Source organism: Aedoeadaptatus acetigenes (assembly GCF_025566985.1).
Classification (GTDB): Bacteria; Bacillota; Clostridia; order Tissierellales; family Peptoniphilaceae; genus Aedoeadaptatus; species Aedoeadaptatus acetigenes.
Genome location: NZ_JAOQJD010000003.1, coordinates 157617 through 174132, shown reverse-complemented (window position 1 = coordinate 174132; position 16516 = coordinate 157617). Strand labels below are relative to the sequence as shown.

The following is a 16516-nucleotide window of genomic DNA, read 5'->3' as shown; positions in this document are numbered from 1 at the left end:
GGAACGCACAACAAGATCAAGACCGTGAAGCGCGTCGCTTTTGGGATGCGTAACTTTCATCATTTCCGAACCAAACTGCTTTTCGTCTGTTCAAAAGACCGGTGATGAATGGCTTTTAGGAAAACAAAAAGGAGCCTAGTTTTCACTAGACTCCCCAATGGTTGACATAGAACCACTTAATCGAGTAAGCATTTCGCTTGCTCGATTTTGTTTTACATAACATTCGTTCTATGCGGATTGCATGCGTTCACGGTACTCTTTCGGACTCAGGCCTCCTAGCTTTTCTTTGATTCGATCGTTGTTGTAGTAGCGGATGAAATTTTCGATGGCCCGAACGAGTTCTTGTCGGCTTCGGTAGACGTAACCGTCGTAGATTTCTCTTTTCAAAACACTGAAGAAGTTTTCCATGGGTGCGTTGTCGTAGCAGTTGCCTTTTCTGGACATGCTTTGAAAGATGTGGTGTTCTTCCAACATGGCTTGATAGGCGGTCATTTGGTAGCTCCACCCACGGTCGGAGTGGAAGGTGCGCCGGTAGGGGCAGCCGTTGGTTCGTTCGATGGCTTCCTCTAAGCCTTGTAGCATGGTGACGCCGTTGGGTTGGTCGGAGAGGACGTATCTGATGATTTCCAGATTGTACATGTCCATGTACGGATCGAGGTAGAGTTTCTTTGTTTGAAGTTTCCCCGCTTTGTCTTCGATGTAGTATTTGAATTCCGTGGTGTCGGTGGTAATTTTCTGGTAAGGGACAGAGGTATTGAAGCGACGGTTGATTCGATTCTTCTTGATTTTACCGACAACGCCTTTGTAGGAGTTGTACTTCTTGTATTTCCTGCCATAGGAGCGGACTTGAAGGCCCGTGACCTGAACCAGTCGCTGAACTTTCTTTTTATTTGCCGCCCATCCCCGGTTCTTCAGCTCCAGATGGATCCTTCGATAGCCGTAGTCTTTGTGTTCGCGCCGTATGGCCAGGATCTCGTCTTTCAAGGCTTGGTCTTTGTCTTCTTCACTCCACTTTTTCTGCCAGTACATAAAGGTGGATTTGGGAAAGTTGATGGCGGCGAGGATCTTCGTTAGTTGGAATTGTTCTCGGAGTTTGGCGACGATCTTCGCCTTTTCTTCATTGCTTCTTCCCTCTCCAAACTCCTTAATTGCTCCCAGAACATCTTTTGAATGGTAAGTTTCCGATTCTCAGCTTCTAATTCTTTGATGCGATTTTCCAATGCCTCCCGTGTGGAAGCATCAAGATCTTCACTCGACTTTGAAGGATTTGGTGCTTGATTGCGGTCGTCTTTCTTCGTCACAGGTCTCCCTCGCTTGTGTGATCGCAGCCCCTCAATGCCCTTCTCTCGATACTGTCTCCGCCAGTTAACGATCATGGATGGATTAGTTAAACCGAGTTCAAGGGCCAATTGTTGGTAACTGCATTCGCTCGTTTCGTAGCGTGTAATGGCTTCTAACTTAAACTCTACACTGTACGCACGATTATTTCTAGAGCGCATTAACCCTTCATCGCCAAATTGTTTGTAATTGTTCACCCAGCGTCTGATCTGCGAATGGTCAATTTGATATTTCATAGCCAGAGTTTTATAACCTGCTTTGCGGCCCAAGTATTCCTCAACAATTTTCCTTTTAAATTCATAACTGTATTTTGCCATTAAAAGACCCCCAAAGGTTGGATTTCTTGGTCCAACTTTTGGGGGTCAGTGCATGAGAAACGACTGCAGAGGCTTTTTCTTTACTTTGAAAGAGCCATCAAAAAGCCGCGCGGAAGAAATAATTTAAATGAGCTAGAACATAAGAATAAAAAGGCAGCAGAAAGCAAAAATAAAGGAAAAGAGAAGAAATATAAAAACAACAGTTGATAATTAATATCAGCGTGATATAATTTCGAATTAGAAGATCACTTTGCTCATGACAACTTTGGATTAGGTCTGCTATGGAAAAATACATAGATTTGATGCGGACAAAGGGGCCATGGAATTTATAATGAAGGAGAAAATATGAAACAAAAAGAGCAACGACCTCGTTACGGAATGCGAAAATTGTCTGTCGGTTTCGTCTCATGCCTTTTAGGCTTTACCTTAATTGCAGGATTTTTACCGGGGTCCTCCTATGCCGCCTCCGGCTCCGGAACGAATAGGGCAATGGATGCGAATCAAAAGCCGGCGCTTGTCGGGAACCAAAGTATAAGTCGCCTTGAACGCGAGCAAGCGAAAGAGAAAAATTCCAAAGCGGACAAGACCAATGTGGAATTTGCCGAAAGGGTTAGACAGGCCAAGGACGAACTTCAAAGGTACATGAAAACAGTGGAAGAGAAGGTTCTTAACAGCGATTCCATTGAATTTCAGCCGGGCGTGAAAGATGAAGTCAAGGGCGCCGTTGAAAAAGCGAAGACTTTATTAGGCAAAGAAAAAATTACGGAAGAGGAATTGAAATTTATTGAAAGTGTCCCTTATAAAAAGGTTAATGGAAAGAAATCCGGCCTCTTCAGGGATTATACGAAAAAAGCTCTCGTCAATTATAAGGTGCTGGGGGCGCGAGATCAGCTCAACCCCCACAATAATAAAAAGTATGTGGCATTAAAGGACAATAAGATTGAAATTCAGTCGAATCTTGCAGGGGCCGGAAAGATCGGCGAGAATGAAGAAGCTTTCTTTAAGCTGAATTATGTGACACAGAAGGATTTTGAAGAAGGGAAACCCAAGGCAGTAAGCAGTCCATCGACGAGGGTGGATACAAGCACGTCGGCGACGCCGAAATATAAGAAGCAGGAAGTGCCTCGGGATGATTACACGGTAAAACAAGTAGCCGGCGGCTATGAAATCGAAATCACGAAGCTACCCGAAAATGCCAAATATATTAAACCTATCGTCTATGTAAAATTTGCAAATGACACGTATTTTGAAAACGGAGATATGGTTGCAGTGACGGCTGCGGAAAATCCGGGAACGCCGAGTACGCCTGAGGCACCGAAAGTAAAGCATCAGGCATTTATTTTCGGCTACGGCGATAACAGCTTCCGCCCGGAAGGAAAGATCAGTCGCGCCGAGGCGGCGTCCATGATCGCCTCTCTGGCCGGTTTGGATACGAGCAACAAGGCCAAACCCGATTTCAAAGACACGGACAGCAGTTGGTACAACGAAGTGATCAACGCCATGGTGAAAAATGATTTAATGTTGGCGGATAAAAACGGAAACTTCCGTCCCAACGAGCCCATCACGCGAGCTGAATTTGCCCGGGCATTGGCCGGCATCGACAAAAAGACGGATCGCATCGCGCCTTTCGCCGATGTAAAGGGTCATCCTTTTGAAGCTGCTATTAATCAAGCCTTCGGCAACGGCCGAATTATCGGCTACCCCGACGGCACCTTTAAGCCCGACGGAGCCATTACGAGAGCTGAAGCCGTGACGATTCTGAATCGTTACGACGGCAGGAATATGAGCAAGCAAGATCTGATGAAGATTAGAGGGAACTTCAATTCCTTTAAGGACGTCAGTGAAAATCACTGGGCATATGTCCAAATCCTCATGGCGGCAAACAATTATCAAGCCATGCTTGATGCATTGGCCGCGCACAAGTAAAATCCCACAGAATCTTTTCTTTTAACTTCTTCCGGAATCCTGTGCGTGTAAGCGATAGATTTCTTTTCGGGGGGCGTGAATCACATGGCTCATGCGCAGGGCATCGTCGATGTCGTGGGCAATGAGGATGCTGGTAAGAGCGTACTTTTCTTTAATGGGCAAATACAATGCCCTTGTCATGGCAACCAAGCGGAAGAATAGCTCGTCTATCGGCCTGCCGTGGCAAATTTAAGACGCGGGGGATTCTACACGGCAAGAACGGAAATATCTTTGATCCCAAGGGCACGGCGAGCCGAGAAGAGGCCACCCAAATGATGCTGAATTTAAAACGCCAATTAGATTAGTTAAACGAAAAAGAGACCTCTTCGACAGAAAAATCGGGGAGGTTTTTTTATATCCCTTCGGAATGAGGTCATTTACGGGAAAATCGCTATTGCGTAACGATGCTTAGAATGGTATATTGAATACAATAAAAGGAATAAGAATATCTGAAATCAGATTTAAAGTAAGGAGGTAGGATGATGAAACGAATACTGACGATTGGTCTATCTGTAGTGCTCCTGTGTTCAAGCCTCGTGTATGCAGCGGATTCTTCCACGCTACCCGGCGGAAACACCGGTGATCTCACCCTCGAGAACGGAGCCGTTCTGTGGCCCGAGGTTTCCGAAGCGGAAAGAAAAGAGATGGAAGAAAAAGAATATGAACTGATGCAGCAGGTTCGAAAGGGAAATACCGGCGATCTTACCCTTGAGGATGGGGCCGTTCTGTGGCCCGAAGTTTCCGAAGCGGAAAGAAAAGAGATGGAAGAAAGCGAATATGAACTGATGCAGCAAGTGCGGAAGGGAAATACCGGCGATCTTACCCTTGAGGACGGAGCTGTCTTGTGGCCAAAGATGCATGAAGGGGAAAGATTAGAGAAGGAAAGAAAAGAAAAAGAGATTGCGAATCAAGTGAAAGATCTCCGTTATCAAGCAGCCTTAAAAGCCAGTGAAAAAGCGGAAGAAGAATATAATAAGACCGGCAAAGTTCCATCAACGGATGAAAAGACGTCGAGGCCTTTCTCTGAAGAGCGAGGGAGCTTTGAAGCCGGCAAGATCTATCAAAATGTCAGAAATGTGCCGGTGAGAAAGCAAGAAACCACGTATTACGGTGGTGTGGCTACGGTGAAGCAATTGGACGATTATTTTAACGGAGAGAGGTATACGCAAAAACAAATTGCCGGCTTTTTAGGCACTACTTTCCAAGGGACTGATTTTTCCCGCGTCAAACAGTTTTTGCGCGATTACGTGAAGTCCGGCTATGTTTTATCGAGCATCGGCAGTTTCGATAACTGGCATCGGATCGTCGTGAACTCCATTGATAACAACAGACCCGCGGTGCTGGATATCTCAACCGATGGTATCGATTCATTCGAGTATCATACGACGGGCCACATTTTAAATGTAAGCGGCTATCGATTTGGCTCGGTACCGAACGAAGTTCAGGTGACGGATCCCCATTATAAATTCAGCGGCACAAAGGTCTATCCGGCGCACGATTTGTATCGGGCAAATCAAAAGCACTTTAGACAGCAAATCATTCATTAAAGAAAGGGGAGCGATCCCCTTTTTTAATTTATAGGACAGATCGTCGTAGGAAAGGATAATAAAGGAAAGGAGAAGGCCATGAAGAAATTTGCCATTGTGTGTATATTGCTTTGCTTGCTTGCCTGTGGGAGAAAAGAGGCCGTGCCTCAGGGGAACTCGGGAGCGGAAAAGGGATTGGAAAATTCGGCTCGGGAGACGAAGGTGCTTTCCGACAATTTAAAAGAGCCGAAGACGATGGAGTTTACCGTCCTTTCCTTGGACGAGATCAAGGAGGGTTTTTCGAAAAAAGAGATTTCCGAGGGCTCAGTTTTCGGATTCGATCCGAAAGAGGAGATTTTATACCAAGACATCAGCGATCCCACTTTGGAAGCGTTTAAAAACATCCGAATCACCGATCTCAAGACCGGTGAGGGTCACGATGTGGAATTGGAGCGCGCCTATAAATACATGGACGCCGAAAAAGTGGTGGATGGGACGTTTTATTTTATCGGATCCAATACGGATGCCGGTGTGGATTACGTCGAGGTTCATCCCGACGGAAAGGTGAAACGAGTGGCCCTTTCGGATTTCGACCGAATCGCCGCCTTTGCCGAAAAAGCGGGCTTTTACGTCAGTTTGGAAAAAGTGCTCGGCGAAAATAAATTGGAAAACGCCATGTACTTTATAGAATACGGCGGGGAGAAGGCAGATGAAATTTTAAATGCGGCCTTTACTTTAGGAAAAGACGAAAAAGTGAAAGAAGGGCATCTGTTTACGAATTTCTACGGCATGGGAAATACCGTGGGATTTCAGGAACTGGACGATTATTCGGAAAATGTCACCGAAGCCAAGGGATCCTATTTGCTGGACAGAGAGAAACATATCCTCTACGAGATCCCTTTTATTACGAGGCTTTCAAGATATTTGGCGGGAGATCCCGACCTCATCGTCAATTTGAACGCGCCGAATCCCGAGGGAGATCCGGAAAAAGATCGCTGCACCCTCTACAAAAAAGAGGACGACGGGTATCGGCCCTATGTCTTGCCGGGCTACGACTATTCGAATTTTCTTCGCGAATCGAGAATTTTGGAGGACGGCCGCCTCTTTATTGACGGGGATATGAGCCTCGACTTCGTAGATCTTTCCGAGATGAGGGCAAAGAAAATTTCTACAAGACAAGAAAATCTGCGCTCGTTCTTTTTCAGCAACGACGGCATTTTGTCTTTCGTGGAAGAAGACGGGGACAAGAGTTATTTGTATTGGGGAAGGGTGGAGAAGTAGTTCGCCGCCTACATGCACCTGAAACGGCCCGCCGGATTTTAATCCATGGATGCTTTAGAAATAAAACAGACAGAAAAAAGGCTCTTTCTCATCCTTTCGATGGGAAAGAGCCTTTCGTATTCATTTAACTGAGTCTTCGGAAGTCTTTTAAGCCATAATGGCTTCCTGAATGGCCTTCTTCGCGTCCAAATAATCGCGGGAGACTTCAAATTCCTTGCGGTCCCCTTCCGGCACCTCGTAGGTGTAGGCGATGGATTTCTTTTTCGGGGACAGGACGTGAATCACATCGCTCATGCGCAGGGCTTCGTCGATGTCGTGGGTAATGAGGATGGTGGTAAGGGCGTATTTGTCCTTAATGGCCAGGTACCAATCCTGCATGGACGCCTTTGTAATGGCGTCTAAGCGGGAGAAGGGCTCGTCCAGGAGCACCAGGTCCTTCGAGAAGAGAAAGGTCCTTAAAAAGGCCGCCCGCTGGGCCATGCCGCCGCTCAATGCGCCGGGGTAGCTGTACTGGGTGCCTTCCAGGCCGAATTCCTTAAAGTAGCCGTCGGCCGCAGCCCGGGCTTCTTCTTTGCTCTTGCCCGAAAGGCGCAGGGGAAGGGAAACATTGTCGATGATCTTTAAATGGCGAAGGAGCAAGTCCTTTTGCAGCATGTAGGCCACATGGCCCGGCTCGCCGGTGACGTCTTCGTCCAGGAGATGCACCGTGCCCGCGTCGGGAACGTCCAGCCCCGCCAAAATGTTAAAGAGGGTGGTTTTCCCGCTGCCGCTTTGGCCCAAAAGGGACACGACTTTTCCCCTGTTCACGGAAAGATTCACTTCGTCCAGCACGACTTTCTCGCCGAAGCGGCGGCAAATGCCTTCGCCCTTTAAGAGGGGCTTATTGGGGGAGGTAGTCATTGCTGAAACCGAAATCTTTCGGAATTTCCCGATCGATTAATTTATTTTCCCAGAGCCAGCCGTAGAAAGCGTTCCAGCGATTGCTGTCGATGATGCCGAATTGTTTCGCATCGGCAATGTATTGTTTGGAAAGGTACGCTTGGCTTTCGTCGATCATTTTCTTATCCAATTCCGGGGAGGCCTTCACTAAAATTTCGGCGGCTTCTTCCGGATGTTCGGCGGCGTATTCGTAGCCTTTGGAAATGGCGGCCAGGGCTTTTTTCGCCGTGTCCGGATCGTTTTTCAGGAAGTCGTTGTTGGCGATTAAAATGGGGCTGTAGTAGTCGAATTCCGGGTGGGATTCGATAAAGGGAATGTAGTTGGTTTCCAGGCCTTCGACCTTGGTTTTAATGCCGTCCCAACCGTAGTAGACCCACACGGCGTCCACATTGCTGTTTAATGCGGCCACGATGTCGGTAACATTGGAGGGAAGAAGGTTGACCTTGGAGAAATCGCCGCCGTCGTCTTCCACCATGGTTTTAATCATGGCAAGTTCGATGGGCATGTTCCAGGTGGCGTAGGTGTGGCCGGTGAGTTTGCCCATGGAGTCGATGCCTTTATCTTTCGCACTCAAAAGGCCGGAGGTGTTGTGTTGCACCATGGCTGCCACAGCGGTAACGGGAAGGGGTTCTTCTTTGGCCCAGGATGCGGCGATGGTGTCTTGGAAGGAGACGCCGAATTCGCCGCCGCCGTTGGCTACCAGGCCTTCCGCGCCGCCTTCCGGCGGTTGCATGATTTCGAGATCGATGCCGGCTTCGTCGAGGAAGCCTTTTTCCTTGGCCACGTAAATTCCCGTGTGGTTCGTGTTCGGGGTCCAGTCCAGGACCAGGCGTACTTTTTGTTTGTCTCCGTCGGCTTTTTTACCGCCGCCGGAGGAACAGCCGGCCAGCATAAAGACGGCCAAAAGGACGGGCAACAAGCGTTTCATGTAACGTTTCATAGTATGCTCCTAACGATTCAATTGTTTCCAGGGCATGGCTTCTCTTTGAAAGAGATTCACCAGGCCCATGAGGATTAAGCTTAAAAACGAGATCAAAAAGATCACGGCAAACATGCGGTCGTAGCTGTATGCGTTTTTCACCCGGGTCATGTAGACACCGAGGCCTTGGAAGCCGCCGAGCCATTCGGCGATGACCGCCCCTACCACGGAGTAGGAGGCGGAGATTTTCAAGGCGGAGAAAAAGCCGTCCAGGGCATTGGGAAGCTTCACATAAGAAAAGATTTCCCGCTTGCCCGCGCCCATGGCGCGCAAAAGGCGCATTTCGTCCACATCCGCCGAGGCGAAGCCCTCGTAGAGATTGACGGCCATGGGAAAGAAGGTGACGATGACGATCAGGACCACCTTCGGCGTCATGCCGTAGCCCATCCAGAGAACCAAAAGGGGCGCGATGGCCACGGTGGGCACCGTTTGCGTGAGGACCAAGAGGGGATAGAGGGCGTCCTTCAAGAAGGCCGAGCGATCCATTAAAAAGGCGCAGAGAAAGCCCGAGACGATGCCGAAGAAAAGGCCCATGGCGGCCTCAAGCAACGTGACTTTTGAATGAACGACCAACAGAGGGAAGTCCTTCACAAAGGCCTTGATGACCTGTACAGGCGAGGGGAGCAGGTAGGCGGGCAAAAGGCCCGACGTGCTCAAGAACTGCCACAGGACGAGCAGGGCGACGATGAGGATGCTCCCTCTGAAGAGTTTACTGATATTTGTCGATTTTTTCATCGATGGATAAAATGGATTCTTTTCCGTGATTTAATTTGACATAGCACATGACGGATTCGGCGCCTTCTTCCAGCACCTTGGCTTGGCATTTGCGGAGCAGGTCGATGATTTCGTCCATGGAATCGCCTTCTACCGTGGTTTCGAAGGGGGCCACCACGTAATTTAAACCGCTTTCGTCGATTACTTTGATAACCTCGTCGACGATGCGAACAACTTCTTTGATGCCGCCGTCTACCGTCGGCAATACTTGAATGGCCATACTTGCTTTCATTTCTTTCTCCTTTCACAAAAAAAGCCGACGCACGGGGTGCATCGGCTCGATCCTTTTACAGCATTACCTGTACAAGTTCAATGGGTTGAGTAATTCTCTCTCAGCTGTGAGCACCCCTATACAGTTAGAGTATACCCGATTTTGAGAGATTCGAAAAGTTTTTATGAGAAAGTGGCGTTATAAATCGCTTCGATGGATTTGTCCGCCTCTTCGTCCAGGACGCCGACGATAATGTTCATTTCGCTGGCCCCTTGGATGATGACGCGGATATTGACATTGGCCCCGGCCAAGGCGCCGAAAATGTGGGCGCTGGTGCCGACGCGGTTTTTCATGTTGCGACCGACGATGGTGATCAGGGCGATGTTGTGGTCCACGGTAATGCGATCGGCATTGGTAAAGGTTTGAAGCTCGGCGATGAGCTGATCGGTTTTATTTTTCAGATATTTGCTGGCGATGACCAGGGAGATGGAGTCGATGGAAGAGGGCATGTGTTCCAGATAAATGTCGTTGGCTTCCAGGACGGAAAGAACTTTTCTGTGAAAGGCCAGATCCCGATTCATGCGGAATTTTTCGATATTGATGACGTCGAAGCCCTTTCTGCAGGCGATCCCCGTAATGTTTTCGCCTTCCATATCGTCGGGCACATTGGCCACGATGTAGGAGCCGTCTTCATCTTTGGCATTGGTGTTTCGGATCACCACGGGAATATTTTTTTCGATGACCGGAAACATTGCCTCGTCGTGCATGACCTTGGCGCCGCTGTAAGAGAGCTCGCGAAGCTCTTCATAGGTGATCTTTTTGATCTTTCGCGGATGGGGCACGATGGAAGGATCCACGGCGAGAAGGCCGGAGACGTCGGTCCAGTTTTCGTAGAGATCGGCGCCGACACCTCGGGCCACGATGGCGCCGGAAAGGTCGCTGCCGCCGCGGCTGAAAGTGATGATTTTACCGGAAGGCGTGGAGCCGTAGAAACCGGGGATCACGGCAGAGGCGTGTTCTTCTTTCATTTCTTCCAGAGCGCGATAGCTGGCTTCTTCGTCCCATTGGCCGTTTTCGTCGAAGCGAATCACCGTGGCGGCGTCGACGAAATCGTAGCCCAAGTAAGCGGCCAAAATTTTTCCGTTTAAGTATTCGCCTCGGGAGAGAACGTAGGATTTACTCACCTTGCCGGAGGTAATGGTGCTCAAAATCGTGTCAAGCTCCGCCTTCAAATCGAATTCGATGCCGATACCGTCTAAGATTTCGCGGTAGCGGGCTTCGATCATGCTCATGACTTCGTTGGGCGATAGCTTGTGCACGGCCATGTTGTAAAGAAGAATCAACAGATCCGTCACCTTTTGATCGCCGTTTCGGGCCTTTCCCGGCGCCGAAGGGATGACATAGAGGCGGTTTTCATCGCTTTCGATAATATCTTTAACTTTTTTAAACTGTTCACTATTGGCGAGGGATGAACCGCCGAATTTACATACGATGGGCATAATTTCCTCCTTTAGGTAATCTTATCCTATTGTAAGATTTTTTCTTCATCGAAACAAGTGCTTTTCCGTGAAAAAGCGGTAACAGACGGGAGAAAGAAAAAAGAACCGCCGAAGCGGTTCCGTTTTACGCGAATGTGGACGTAAGAAAGATGGCGATGATCCAAAAGAGTTTGGAGATCAAGTCGATGCTTACGAAGATAATGCCGTACCAGGCGAGAAAATCGCGGCTGTTTTCTTTCGGCAAGATGGAATGGGCCGAAGAATAGGCCAAAAACATAACCCACACATAGAGCAGGATGCTCATGAGGAAATGGGGCGTCACCGCACCCAAAACCGTGCGCCCCATGGCCGTAGAGGCGGGCAGGACGAAAAACACGATGGCCGACGGGATCAGGTACAGGATCCAGTGGAAGAGATTGTCCACGGTACGTTCCCGCAAATTATCTTCCACGCAACTGTTGGTGCGGGCCACATTGTTTGCGAAGAAAAAGCGGAACAGATCGATCAGCGCTTTTAACACAGCAAAGATAACGGCCAGAATGCCGATTCTTCCGAAGGCAAAGAAAATCGGTAGGGTACTGATGATAAGGCCGATGCCTAAAAGGCCGTAGACCCCTTGTTTGCCCTTTGCCATGACGCGGTCCCGCCCGCGAGAGAGTCGGTCGTAGGCTTTTAAGACGTAGGTATTGTCGGAAAGCTCGCTGATTTGATGGTGTTGCTTTTCCTCGGCGGGTTTTTCCGCCTTTTTCACGTCGGATTTTTCTTTTTTCAAACCGGCAAAGAAGGAAGTGAAAGGATTTTCCTTTTTCTCGTCGGATGCCGCCGCTCTTTTTGCCGCCTTTTGAGCCTTGGCCGCCGCCTTGGCTTCTTTTTTCGCCTGCTTGCGGGCTACTTTTTCAGAAATTGCCTCTGATTCGAAAGCTGCCGGCACGTCTTTCTCGACGGGCGTGGTTACGGATTTCGTATCGGCGAAGGAATCGGCGGCTTGAATCAAGGTATCATCGGCGCTTTCTTTTTCTGCGACGACCTCCTTCGTCTCGATGAGGGCGTCCTTCTTCGGCTCCTTCCCATCGAAGGCATCGGCGGGGGAGATGGTTTCTTTCTCAGGCGCCTTTTCCGTTGCCGACGCGGGGCTTTCTTTTTTCGCCGTGGTGTCTTCGGATTTTTTATTTTTCGAGAAGAAGGAAGAGAGGACGCCTTTCGAGGTCATTTTTTCCTCGTTTTCTCTTTCCTGTGCGTCTAAAATTTCGTTGACCTTTTTGTTTAAAGAGGACACGTCGCCGGTTTGGGCGAAGGTTTCCTGATCCATACCGTCCATGTCCTGAGACACGCGCAGGCGATCGGCCTCGGAATCGTCCAACATCTTTTGATTCCGCTCCAGGCGATCGGCCATTTCGCCGAAGACGGAGTAGGGATTGTCTTCCTCGTCGATAAAGCTGTTCCAAATAGCGGAAAAGCTCTTCTTTTTCTTTTTTTCCGTAGGCTGAGCGGGCTGAGGCCGCGTATCGGCTTTTTTCGAATCGGCCGCGGCAGAAGGCGCAGCTTCGACATGGGCGTTTGCCGCTTTTTTCTTCGGCTTTTCTTTTTTCGGCTTCGGGCGCGCGCCGGAGAGGGTTTCGTGTTTTTGAATACTCATGCCCACGTGGGTATCCACTTTATTTAAGTAATTTTTTAAGGCTTCGCCGTCTTCCGGATCGGAGGAGTAGGCGACTTTCGTGTCGCCACCGGAAGCGGGATGATCCAAACCGGCTTTCGGTGCAGGCGAGGCGTCTTTAAAATTTTTCTCGAAGAGTTTTCGCGCTTCTTCCTGATTGGCACCGCAGACGTGACAAAACTTCGCGCCTTTGACCAGTTCTTCGCCACATTGAAAACAATACAATGGATCGTCCTCCTTCTTCATCTGTTTTACCAAATTATAACATAGATTCGGTTGATTACAGAATGAAGTCACAAAAATGAAGTCATAAAAAAAACTCCGGAAAAACCGGAGCTTTTCTTAAAATCGAATCGTCGATTACTTAGCGGCGTTTTCAGCCTTGTCAGCGGAAGCTTCAGCGTTGTTAGCAGCAGCTTGAGCGTTGTCAGCAGCAGCGTTAGCTTTAGCAGCGTTTTCAGCTTTGTTAGCAGCTTCGTTTTGAGCGTTGTTAGCTTCAGCAGCAGCGTTGTTAGCAGCGTTAGCAGCGTTGTTTGCAGCGTTTTGAGCTTCATCAGCTTTGGGTTGGCAAGCAACGAGACCGAACATAAGGGTACCTACTGCCATAGCGCTAGCGATTTTCTTTAAGTTTTTCATTTCGAAATACCTCCTAAAAGATTCATATCATTGATGTAGCCTTAGTATAACCGCCCCATGTGATAGAATCGTGAAGGATTGGTCAAAATTTTCGGATCCAAACTAAGAAAGGACTAAGGGAAAAGATTTCTCGCAGCTCGCTTTTCATGTATACTATTAGCCGGAGGCGATTATGCAAGCACTGTACAGAAGGTATCGGCCCAAGACATTCGAAGACGTCGTCGGCCAAGAGATGACCATTACCGCACTGAAAAATCAAATAAAAGAAAACCGCGTTCACCACGCCTATATTTTCTCCGGCACCCGGGGCACAGGCAAGACGTCGGTGGCGAAAATTTTCGCCCGCGCCGTGAACTGCCTCTCCCCTGTGGGGGCCAATCCCTGCAACGAATGCAAGGTCTGCCGCGGGATTTTAGAAGAAAGCCTCTTCGATGTCATGGAAATCGACGCGGCCAGCAACAATTCCGTGGACGACATACGGGAGATTCGCGAGCACGTGGCCTATGCGCCGGCGGTGGCGAAGAAAAAAGTCTACATTATCGACGAGGTCCACATGCTCAGCAAGGGGGCCTTTAACGCCCTGTTGAAAATTTTGGAAGAGCCCCCGGCCCACGCCCTCTTTATTTTGGCCACGACGGAGCCGGAAAAAATTCCCGCCACGATTTTGTCCCGGGCCCAACGCTTTACTTTCTTTCGCTTAAAGGAAGAAGCCATTCAAGGGGAGCTCGCCCGGATTTTGGATTTGGAGAAGAGAAGCTACACCGACGAAGGCCTGGCGGTGATCGCCGCCCACAGCGACGGCAGCATGCGGGACAGCCTCTCCATTTTGGATCAGGTCCTTTCCATGGACGGTGGCGTCGTGGACGGGGAGCTTGTGCGAGACGCCTTGGGCCTTACGGAAGAAGAGGGGATTTTTCGGATTGTGGACGGCCTCTTTACAGGAGACGGCGCCCTTATCGTCGATGCATTAAACAGGGCCCACGACCGCGGGAAGAATTTTTCCCTTCTTCTCGATGCCCTCATCGACTACTTCCGGGACCTTTTGTTTTACGGCTACACCCGGGAAGTTCCCAAGGGGCTCAGCGAAAGCGAGGAGGCGGCCTTTGAAGCCCACGCAAAAAATCTGGACGAGGGCTACGGTTTTCAGGTCCTTCAGCTCTTTCAACAGGGGCGGGAGCAGTTTCGCTACGCCAAGGATCCCAAGACTGTGGTGGAAATTCTACTATTGAAAGCCCTTCACTTGAAAGGGGCGGGTTCCCTTCTCGGTGACGAAATCGTGTCCTTGGACGCGGCCCCGCGAAAAAAAGTGCCGGTAAAAAAAGCCGAAGAGCCGCGGGAAGAGGCGGCAGCGGTTGCATCGTCAATTGAAGAAAAAACAAAAGACGCCGAAACGATTCCGGAGGCATCCGAAGGGCAGCAGACTTTGAGTGAAGCCCGAGACCGTGATATAATCGAAGGCGACAAGACGGCCCTTGCGCCGGATCAGTGGCAAGGGGTGCAGTCGGCAGTTCGCGAGAAAAGCGTGGCCTGCGCGGCCCTGTTGAAAGACGCACAAAGCGCGAAGATGGAGGGAAATCGGCTCACCATTTTATATCAGCCGAAGTTTTCTTTCCATTTACAGATGCTGAAAAAAGAGGCCAATGTAAAGGCCCTGGCCGAAGGTGTGAAGGAAGCGCTCGGGCCGGAGACGACGGTGGCGGTGGAAGCCATCGGCGATGCGGACGACGATGTCCTTCAGTCCATCGAGCGCGTATTTAAAGACGTAACCATTGAAAAAGAATAAGGAGGCACTATGGCGAAGGGATTTCCCAATATGGGCGGAAAAAATATGAACAATATGATGAAACAGGTACAAAAGTTTCAAAAAGACATGGAAAAAATGCAGGCGGACCTGGATAAACAGGAATTTGAAGCTACGGCAGGCGGCGGCGTCGTTTCCGCGGTCGTAAACGGCAAGCAAGAGCTCTTGCGCCTGTCCATCGATCCCGACGTGGTGGATCCCGAAGACGTGGAAACCTTGGAAGACTTAATTCTCGCCGCCATTCGCGAGGCAATGGCGAGCGCCAGAGAAAAGACGGAAGGGGAAATGTCCCGCTTGACCGGCGGCCTCAATATGCCGGGTCTGTTTTAATCATGGACAAGCCCCTGGAAGAGCTGATCTATCGCCTGAGTCGGCTGCCGGGGATCGGCACGAAGACCGCCAGGCGCCTCAGCTACTTTTTGCTGGATTCTCCGCAGGAAGAGGCGGAGCAATTGGCCATGGCCATTCAGGAAGCTCGCGAGAAAATCAGAGAGTGCAGCATCTGCCACGATTACACCGATTCCGATCCCTGCAGCATTTGTAAAAGCGAGCACAGGGACCGCACGGTGATCTGCGTGGTGGAGCGGCCCCAAGACGTGCAGGTCATGGAGGCCACGGGCAAGTATAACGGCCTGTACCACGTGCTGCACGGCGTCATCGTGCCGGAGCGGGGCATTGTGCCCCAAAAGCTTCGAATCAAAGAGCTTTTGGAGCGGCTGAAGCACGAGCCAATTAAAGAGCTGATCCTCGCCACCAATCCCACGAAAGACGGCGACATGACCGCCCGCTACATTACCCGCACCTTGGCCGATGTGGACATTCACATTACCCGCATCGCCCACGGCATTCCCGTCGGCGGCGATTTGGAGTATTACGATGAGCTCACCGTGGCCACGGCTCTTGCTCATCGCACGGATTACAGGGAAAAGTAAAGAAGCACTGTGAACAAGTCTCTCAAGGGGGCTTGTTTTTTTGGGCTCTATAATATCCATTGGGGAGTAAGCTCCTCAATGGATATTTTTGTGCAAAAAGATAGCACTTGTTTTCCCTATCGCCTAAAATTAAATCACCACAACATAATAAAGGGGGTCAAACAAGTGCAAAACAATATTACCACATTACTTTTAGGAATCCAAGACGTCGAGGTTACCACTGTTTTAGAAGAAAGACGGCTCATTACCATTGACTGCAAACCCGTTCATGATCGGGTTTGTCCTCACTGTGGCTCGACCCACGCTTGGGTCCACGATCACCGGGAGCAAGTGCTTCGGGACGCACCGATGCGCCGAAAGCACGTGCTTCTGCGGGTTAAGAAGACACGGTATGATTGCAAGGATTGCGGGGCGCGCTTTGAGGCACCTCTTTCCTTTGCCGCCAAGGGCAAGCAGATGACAAAGCGTTTAATTGCTTATGTGGTGGATGCTTTTCGGGATATTCGTTCTGTGTCGGAGTTGGCGCGGGAAGTGGGGATCTCAACGACGAGCATTTTCCGTATTGTGGCTTGTCTGTTTGTGCCCCGTCAACGGCTGCCTCGCGTCTTTTGCATCGACGAGTTTAAGGGCGATAGCGGCGGAAGCAAGTACCAAACCACCTAGG

General features: G+C 49.7%; 19 protein-coding genes and 1 pseudogene. 10 read left to right on the top strand and 10 right to left on the bottom strand.

Going from position 1 to position 16516, the window contains the following annotated elements:
- Positions 1-105, top strand: a 105-nt coding sequence (locus OCV31_RS09750) for a transposase (RefSeq protein ID WP_148472326.1), incomplete at its 5' end; no start/stop codon positions are given.
- Between the two features lie 123 nt (positions 106-228).
- Here OCV31_RS09750 and OCV31_RS02515 read toward each other — a convergent pair.
- Both OCV31_RS02515 and OCV31_RS02510 read right to left on the bottom strand, forming a co-directional pair.
- On the bottom strand, positions 229-1104 hold the full coding sequence (locus tag OCV31_RS02515) for an IS3 family transposase (protein ID WP_267303763.1): 876 nt from the start codon (positions 1102-1104) through the stop codon (positions 229-231).
- Positions 1071-1655 (bottom strand): helix-turn-helix domain-containing protein, encoded by a 585-nt coding sequence (locus OCV31_RS02510; protein ID WP_267303762.1) that lies wholly within the window; start codon positions 1653-1655, stop codon positions 1071-1073. The genes OCV31_RS02515 and OCV31_RS02510 overlap by 34 nt, the downstream gene beginning before the upstream one ends.
- 48 nt (positions 1656-1703) lie before the next feature.
- Between OCV31_RS02510 and OCV31_RS02505 the strand changes: the two genes are divergently transcribed.
- The 3 genes and pseudogenes from OCV31_RS02505 (at position 1704) to OCV31_RS02500 (ending at position 3581) form a co-directional block, all read left to right on the top strand.
- Positions 1704-1862 (top strand): hypothetical protein, encoded by a 159-nt coding sequence (locus tag OCV31_RS02505; RefSeq protein ID WP_267303761.1) that lies wholly within the window; start codon positions 1704-1706, stop codon positions 1860-1862.
- 138 nt (positions 1863-2000) lie between these two features.
- A pseudogene (locus tag OCV31_RS09745) lies at positions 2001-2078 on the top strand (YSIRK-type signal peptide-containing protein); the annotation flags it as partial.
- Between the two features lie 66 nt (positions 2079-2144).
- Positions 2145-3581, top strand: coding sequence for an S-layer homology domain-containing protein (locus OCV31_RS02500; protein ID WP_267303760.1), 1437 nt, complete (start codon positions 2145-2147; stop codon positions 3579-3581).
- Positions 3582-3602: 21 nt separating this feature from the next.
- Here the strand turns inward: OCV31_RS02500 and OCV31_RS02495 are convergent, their stop codons facing one another.
- The gene (locus tag OCV31_RS02495; RefSeq protein ID WP_267303759.1) at positions 3603-3761 is read right to left on the bottom strand and encodes a hypothetical protein; all 159 of its coding nucleotides are present in this window, start codon (positions 3759-3761) and stop codon (positions 3603-3605) included.
- A 341-nt stretch (positions 3762-4102) separates the two neighbouring features.
- Here OCV31_RS02495 and OCV31_RS02490 point away from each other — a divergent pair, with 341 nt between their 5' ends.
- Both OCV31_RS02490 and OCV31_RS02485 read left to right on the top strand, forming a co-directional pair.
- On the top strand, positions 4103-5167 hold the full coding sequence (locus tag OCV31_RS02490; RefSeq protein ID WP_267303758.1) for a C39 family peptidase: 1065 nt from the start codon (positions 4103-4105) through the stop codon (positions 5165-5167).
- Between the two features lie 78 nt (positions 5168-5245).
- Positions 5246-6427 (top strand): hypothetical protein, encoded by a 1182-nt coding sequence (locus OCV31_RS02485; protein WP_148472319.1) that lies wholly within the window; start codon positions 5246-5248, stop codon positions 6425-6427.
- 147 nt (positions 6428-6574) lie between these two features.
- On the opposite strand, the gene OCV31_RS02480 is transcribed toward OCV31_RS02485, so the two are convergent.
- From OCV31_RS02480 to OCV31_RS02450, 7 genes are all read right to left on the bottom strand, one after another.
- On the bottom strand, positions 6575-7327 hold the full coding sequence (locus OCV31_RS02480) for an ABC transporter ATP-binding protein (RefSeq protein ID WP_148472316.1): 753 nt from the start codon (positions 7325-7327) through the stop codon (positions 6575-6577).
- Positions 7308-8306, bottom strand: coding sequence for an ABC transporter substrate-binding protein (locus OCV31_RS02475; RefSeq protein ID WP_267303757.1), 999 nt, complete (start codon positions 8304-8306; stop codon positions 7308-7310). Before OCV31_RS02475 ends, OCV31_RS02480 begins: the two co-directional genes overlap by 20 nt.
- A gap of 9 nt (positions 8307-8315) precedes the next feature.
- Positions 8316-9080 carry an ABC transporter permease gene (locus OCV31_RS02470; protein WP_148472314.1) on the bottom strand — a complete coding sequence of 255 codons (765 nt, stop codon included), beginning with the start codon at positions 9078-9080 and terminating at the stop codon, positions 8316-8318.
- Positions 9055-9351, bottom strand: a complete 297-nt coding sequence (locus tag OCV31_RS02465) for a thiamine-binding protein (protein WP_148472312.1) — start codon at positions 9349-9351, stop codon at positions 9055-9057. Before OCV31_RS02465 ends, OCV31_RS02470 begins: the two co-directional genes overlap by 26 nt.
- Positions 9352-9512: 161 nt before the next feature.
- Entirely contained in the window at positions 9513-10829 is a 1317-nt protein-coding gene (locus OCV31_RS02460) for an aspartate kinase (RefSeq protein ID WP_267303756.1), read from the bottom strand.
- Positions 10830-10953: 124 nt separating this feature from the next.
- Entirely contained in the window at positions 10954-12708 is a 1755-nt protein-coding gene (locus tag OCV31_RS02455; RefSeq protein ID WP_148472308.1) for a zinc ribbon domain-containing protein, read from the bottom strand.
- Positions 12709-12843: 135 nt separating this feature from the next.
- The gene (locus tag OCV31_RS02450) at positions 12844-13119 is read right to left on the bottom strand and encodes a hypothetical protein (RefSeq protein WP_148472306.1); all 276 of its coding nucleotides are present in this window, start codon (positions 13117-13119) and stop codon (positions 12844-12846) included.
- Between the two features lie 172 nt (positions 13120-13291).
- On the opposite strand from OCV31_RS02450, the gene dnaX reads away from it, so the two are divergent.
- The 4 genes from dnaX (at position 13292) to OCV31_RS02430 (ending at position 16515) form a co-directional block, all read left to right on the top strand.
- On the top strand, positions 13292-14902 hold the full coding sequence (gene dnaX / locus OCV31_RS02445; protein ID WP_267303755.1) for a DNA polymerase III subunit gamma/tau: 1611 nt from the start codon (positions 13292-13294) through the stop codon (positions 14900-14902).
- A gap of 9 nt (positions 14903-14911) precedes the next feature.
- The gene (locus OCV31_RS02440; RefSeq protein WP_148472301.1) at positions 14912-15250 is read left to right on the top strand and encodes a YbaB/EbfC family nucleoid-associated protein; all 339 of its coding nucleotides are present in this window, start codon (positions 14912-14914) and stop codon (positions 15248-15250) included.
- A gap of 2 nt (positions 15251-15252) precedes the next feature.
- Complete coding sequence (gene recR, locus OCV31_RS02435; RefSeq protein WP_148472299.1) at positions 15253-15852, top strand: recombination mediator RecR; 600 nt, start codon at positions 15253-15255, stop codon at positions 15850-15852.
- Positions 15853-15930: 78 nt separating this feature from the next.
- Positions 15931-16515: a transposase family protein gene (locus OCV31_RS02430; protein WP_148472297.1), complete on the top strand. Its 585-nt coding sequence runs from the start codon at positions 15931-15933 to the stop codon at positions 16513-16515.
- The last annotated feature ends 1 nt before the right edge of the window (position 16516 follow it).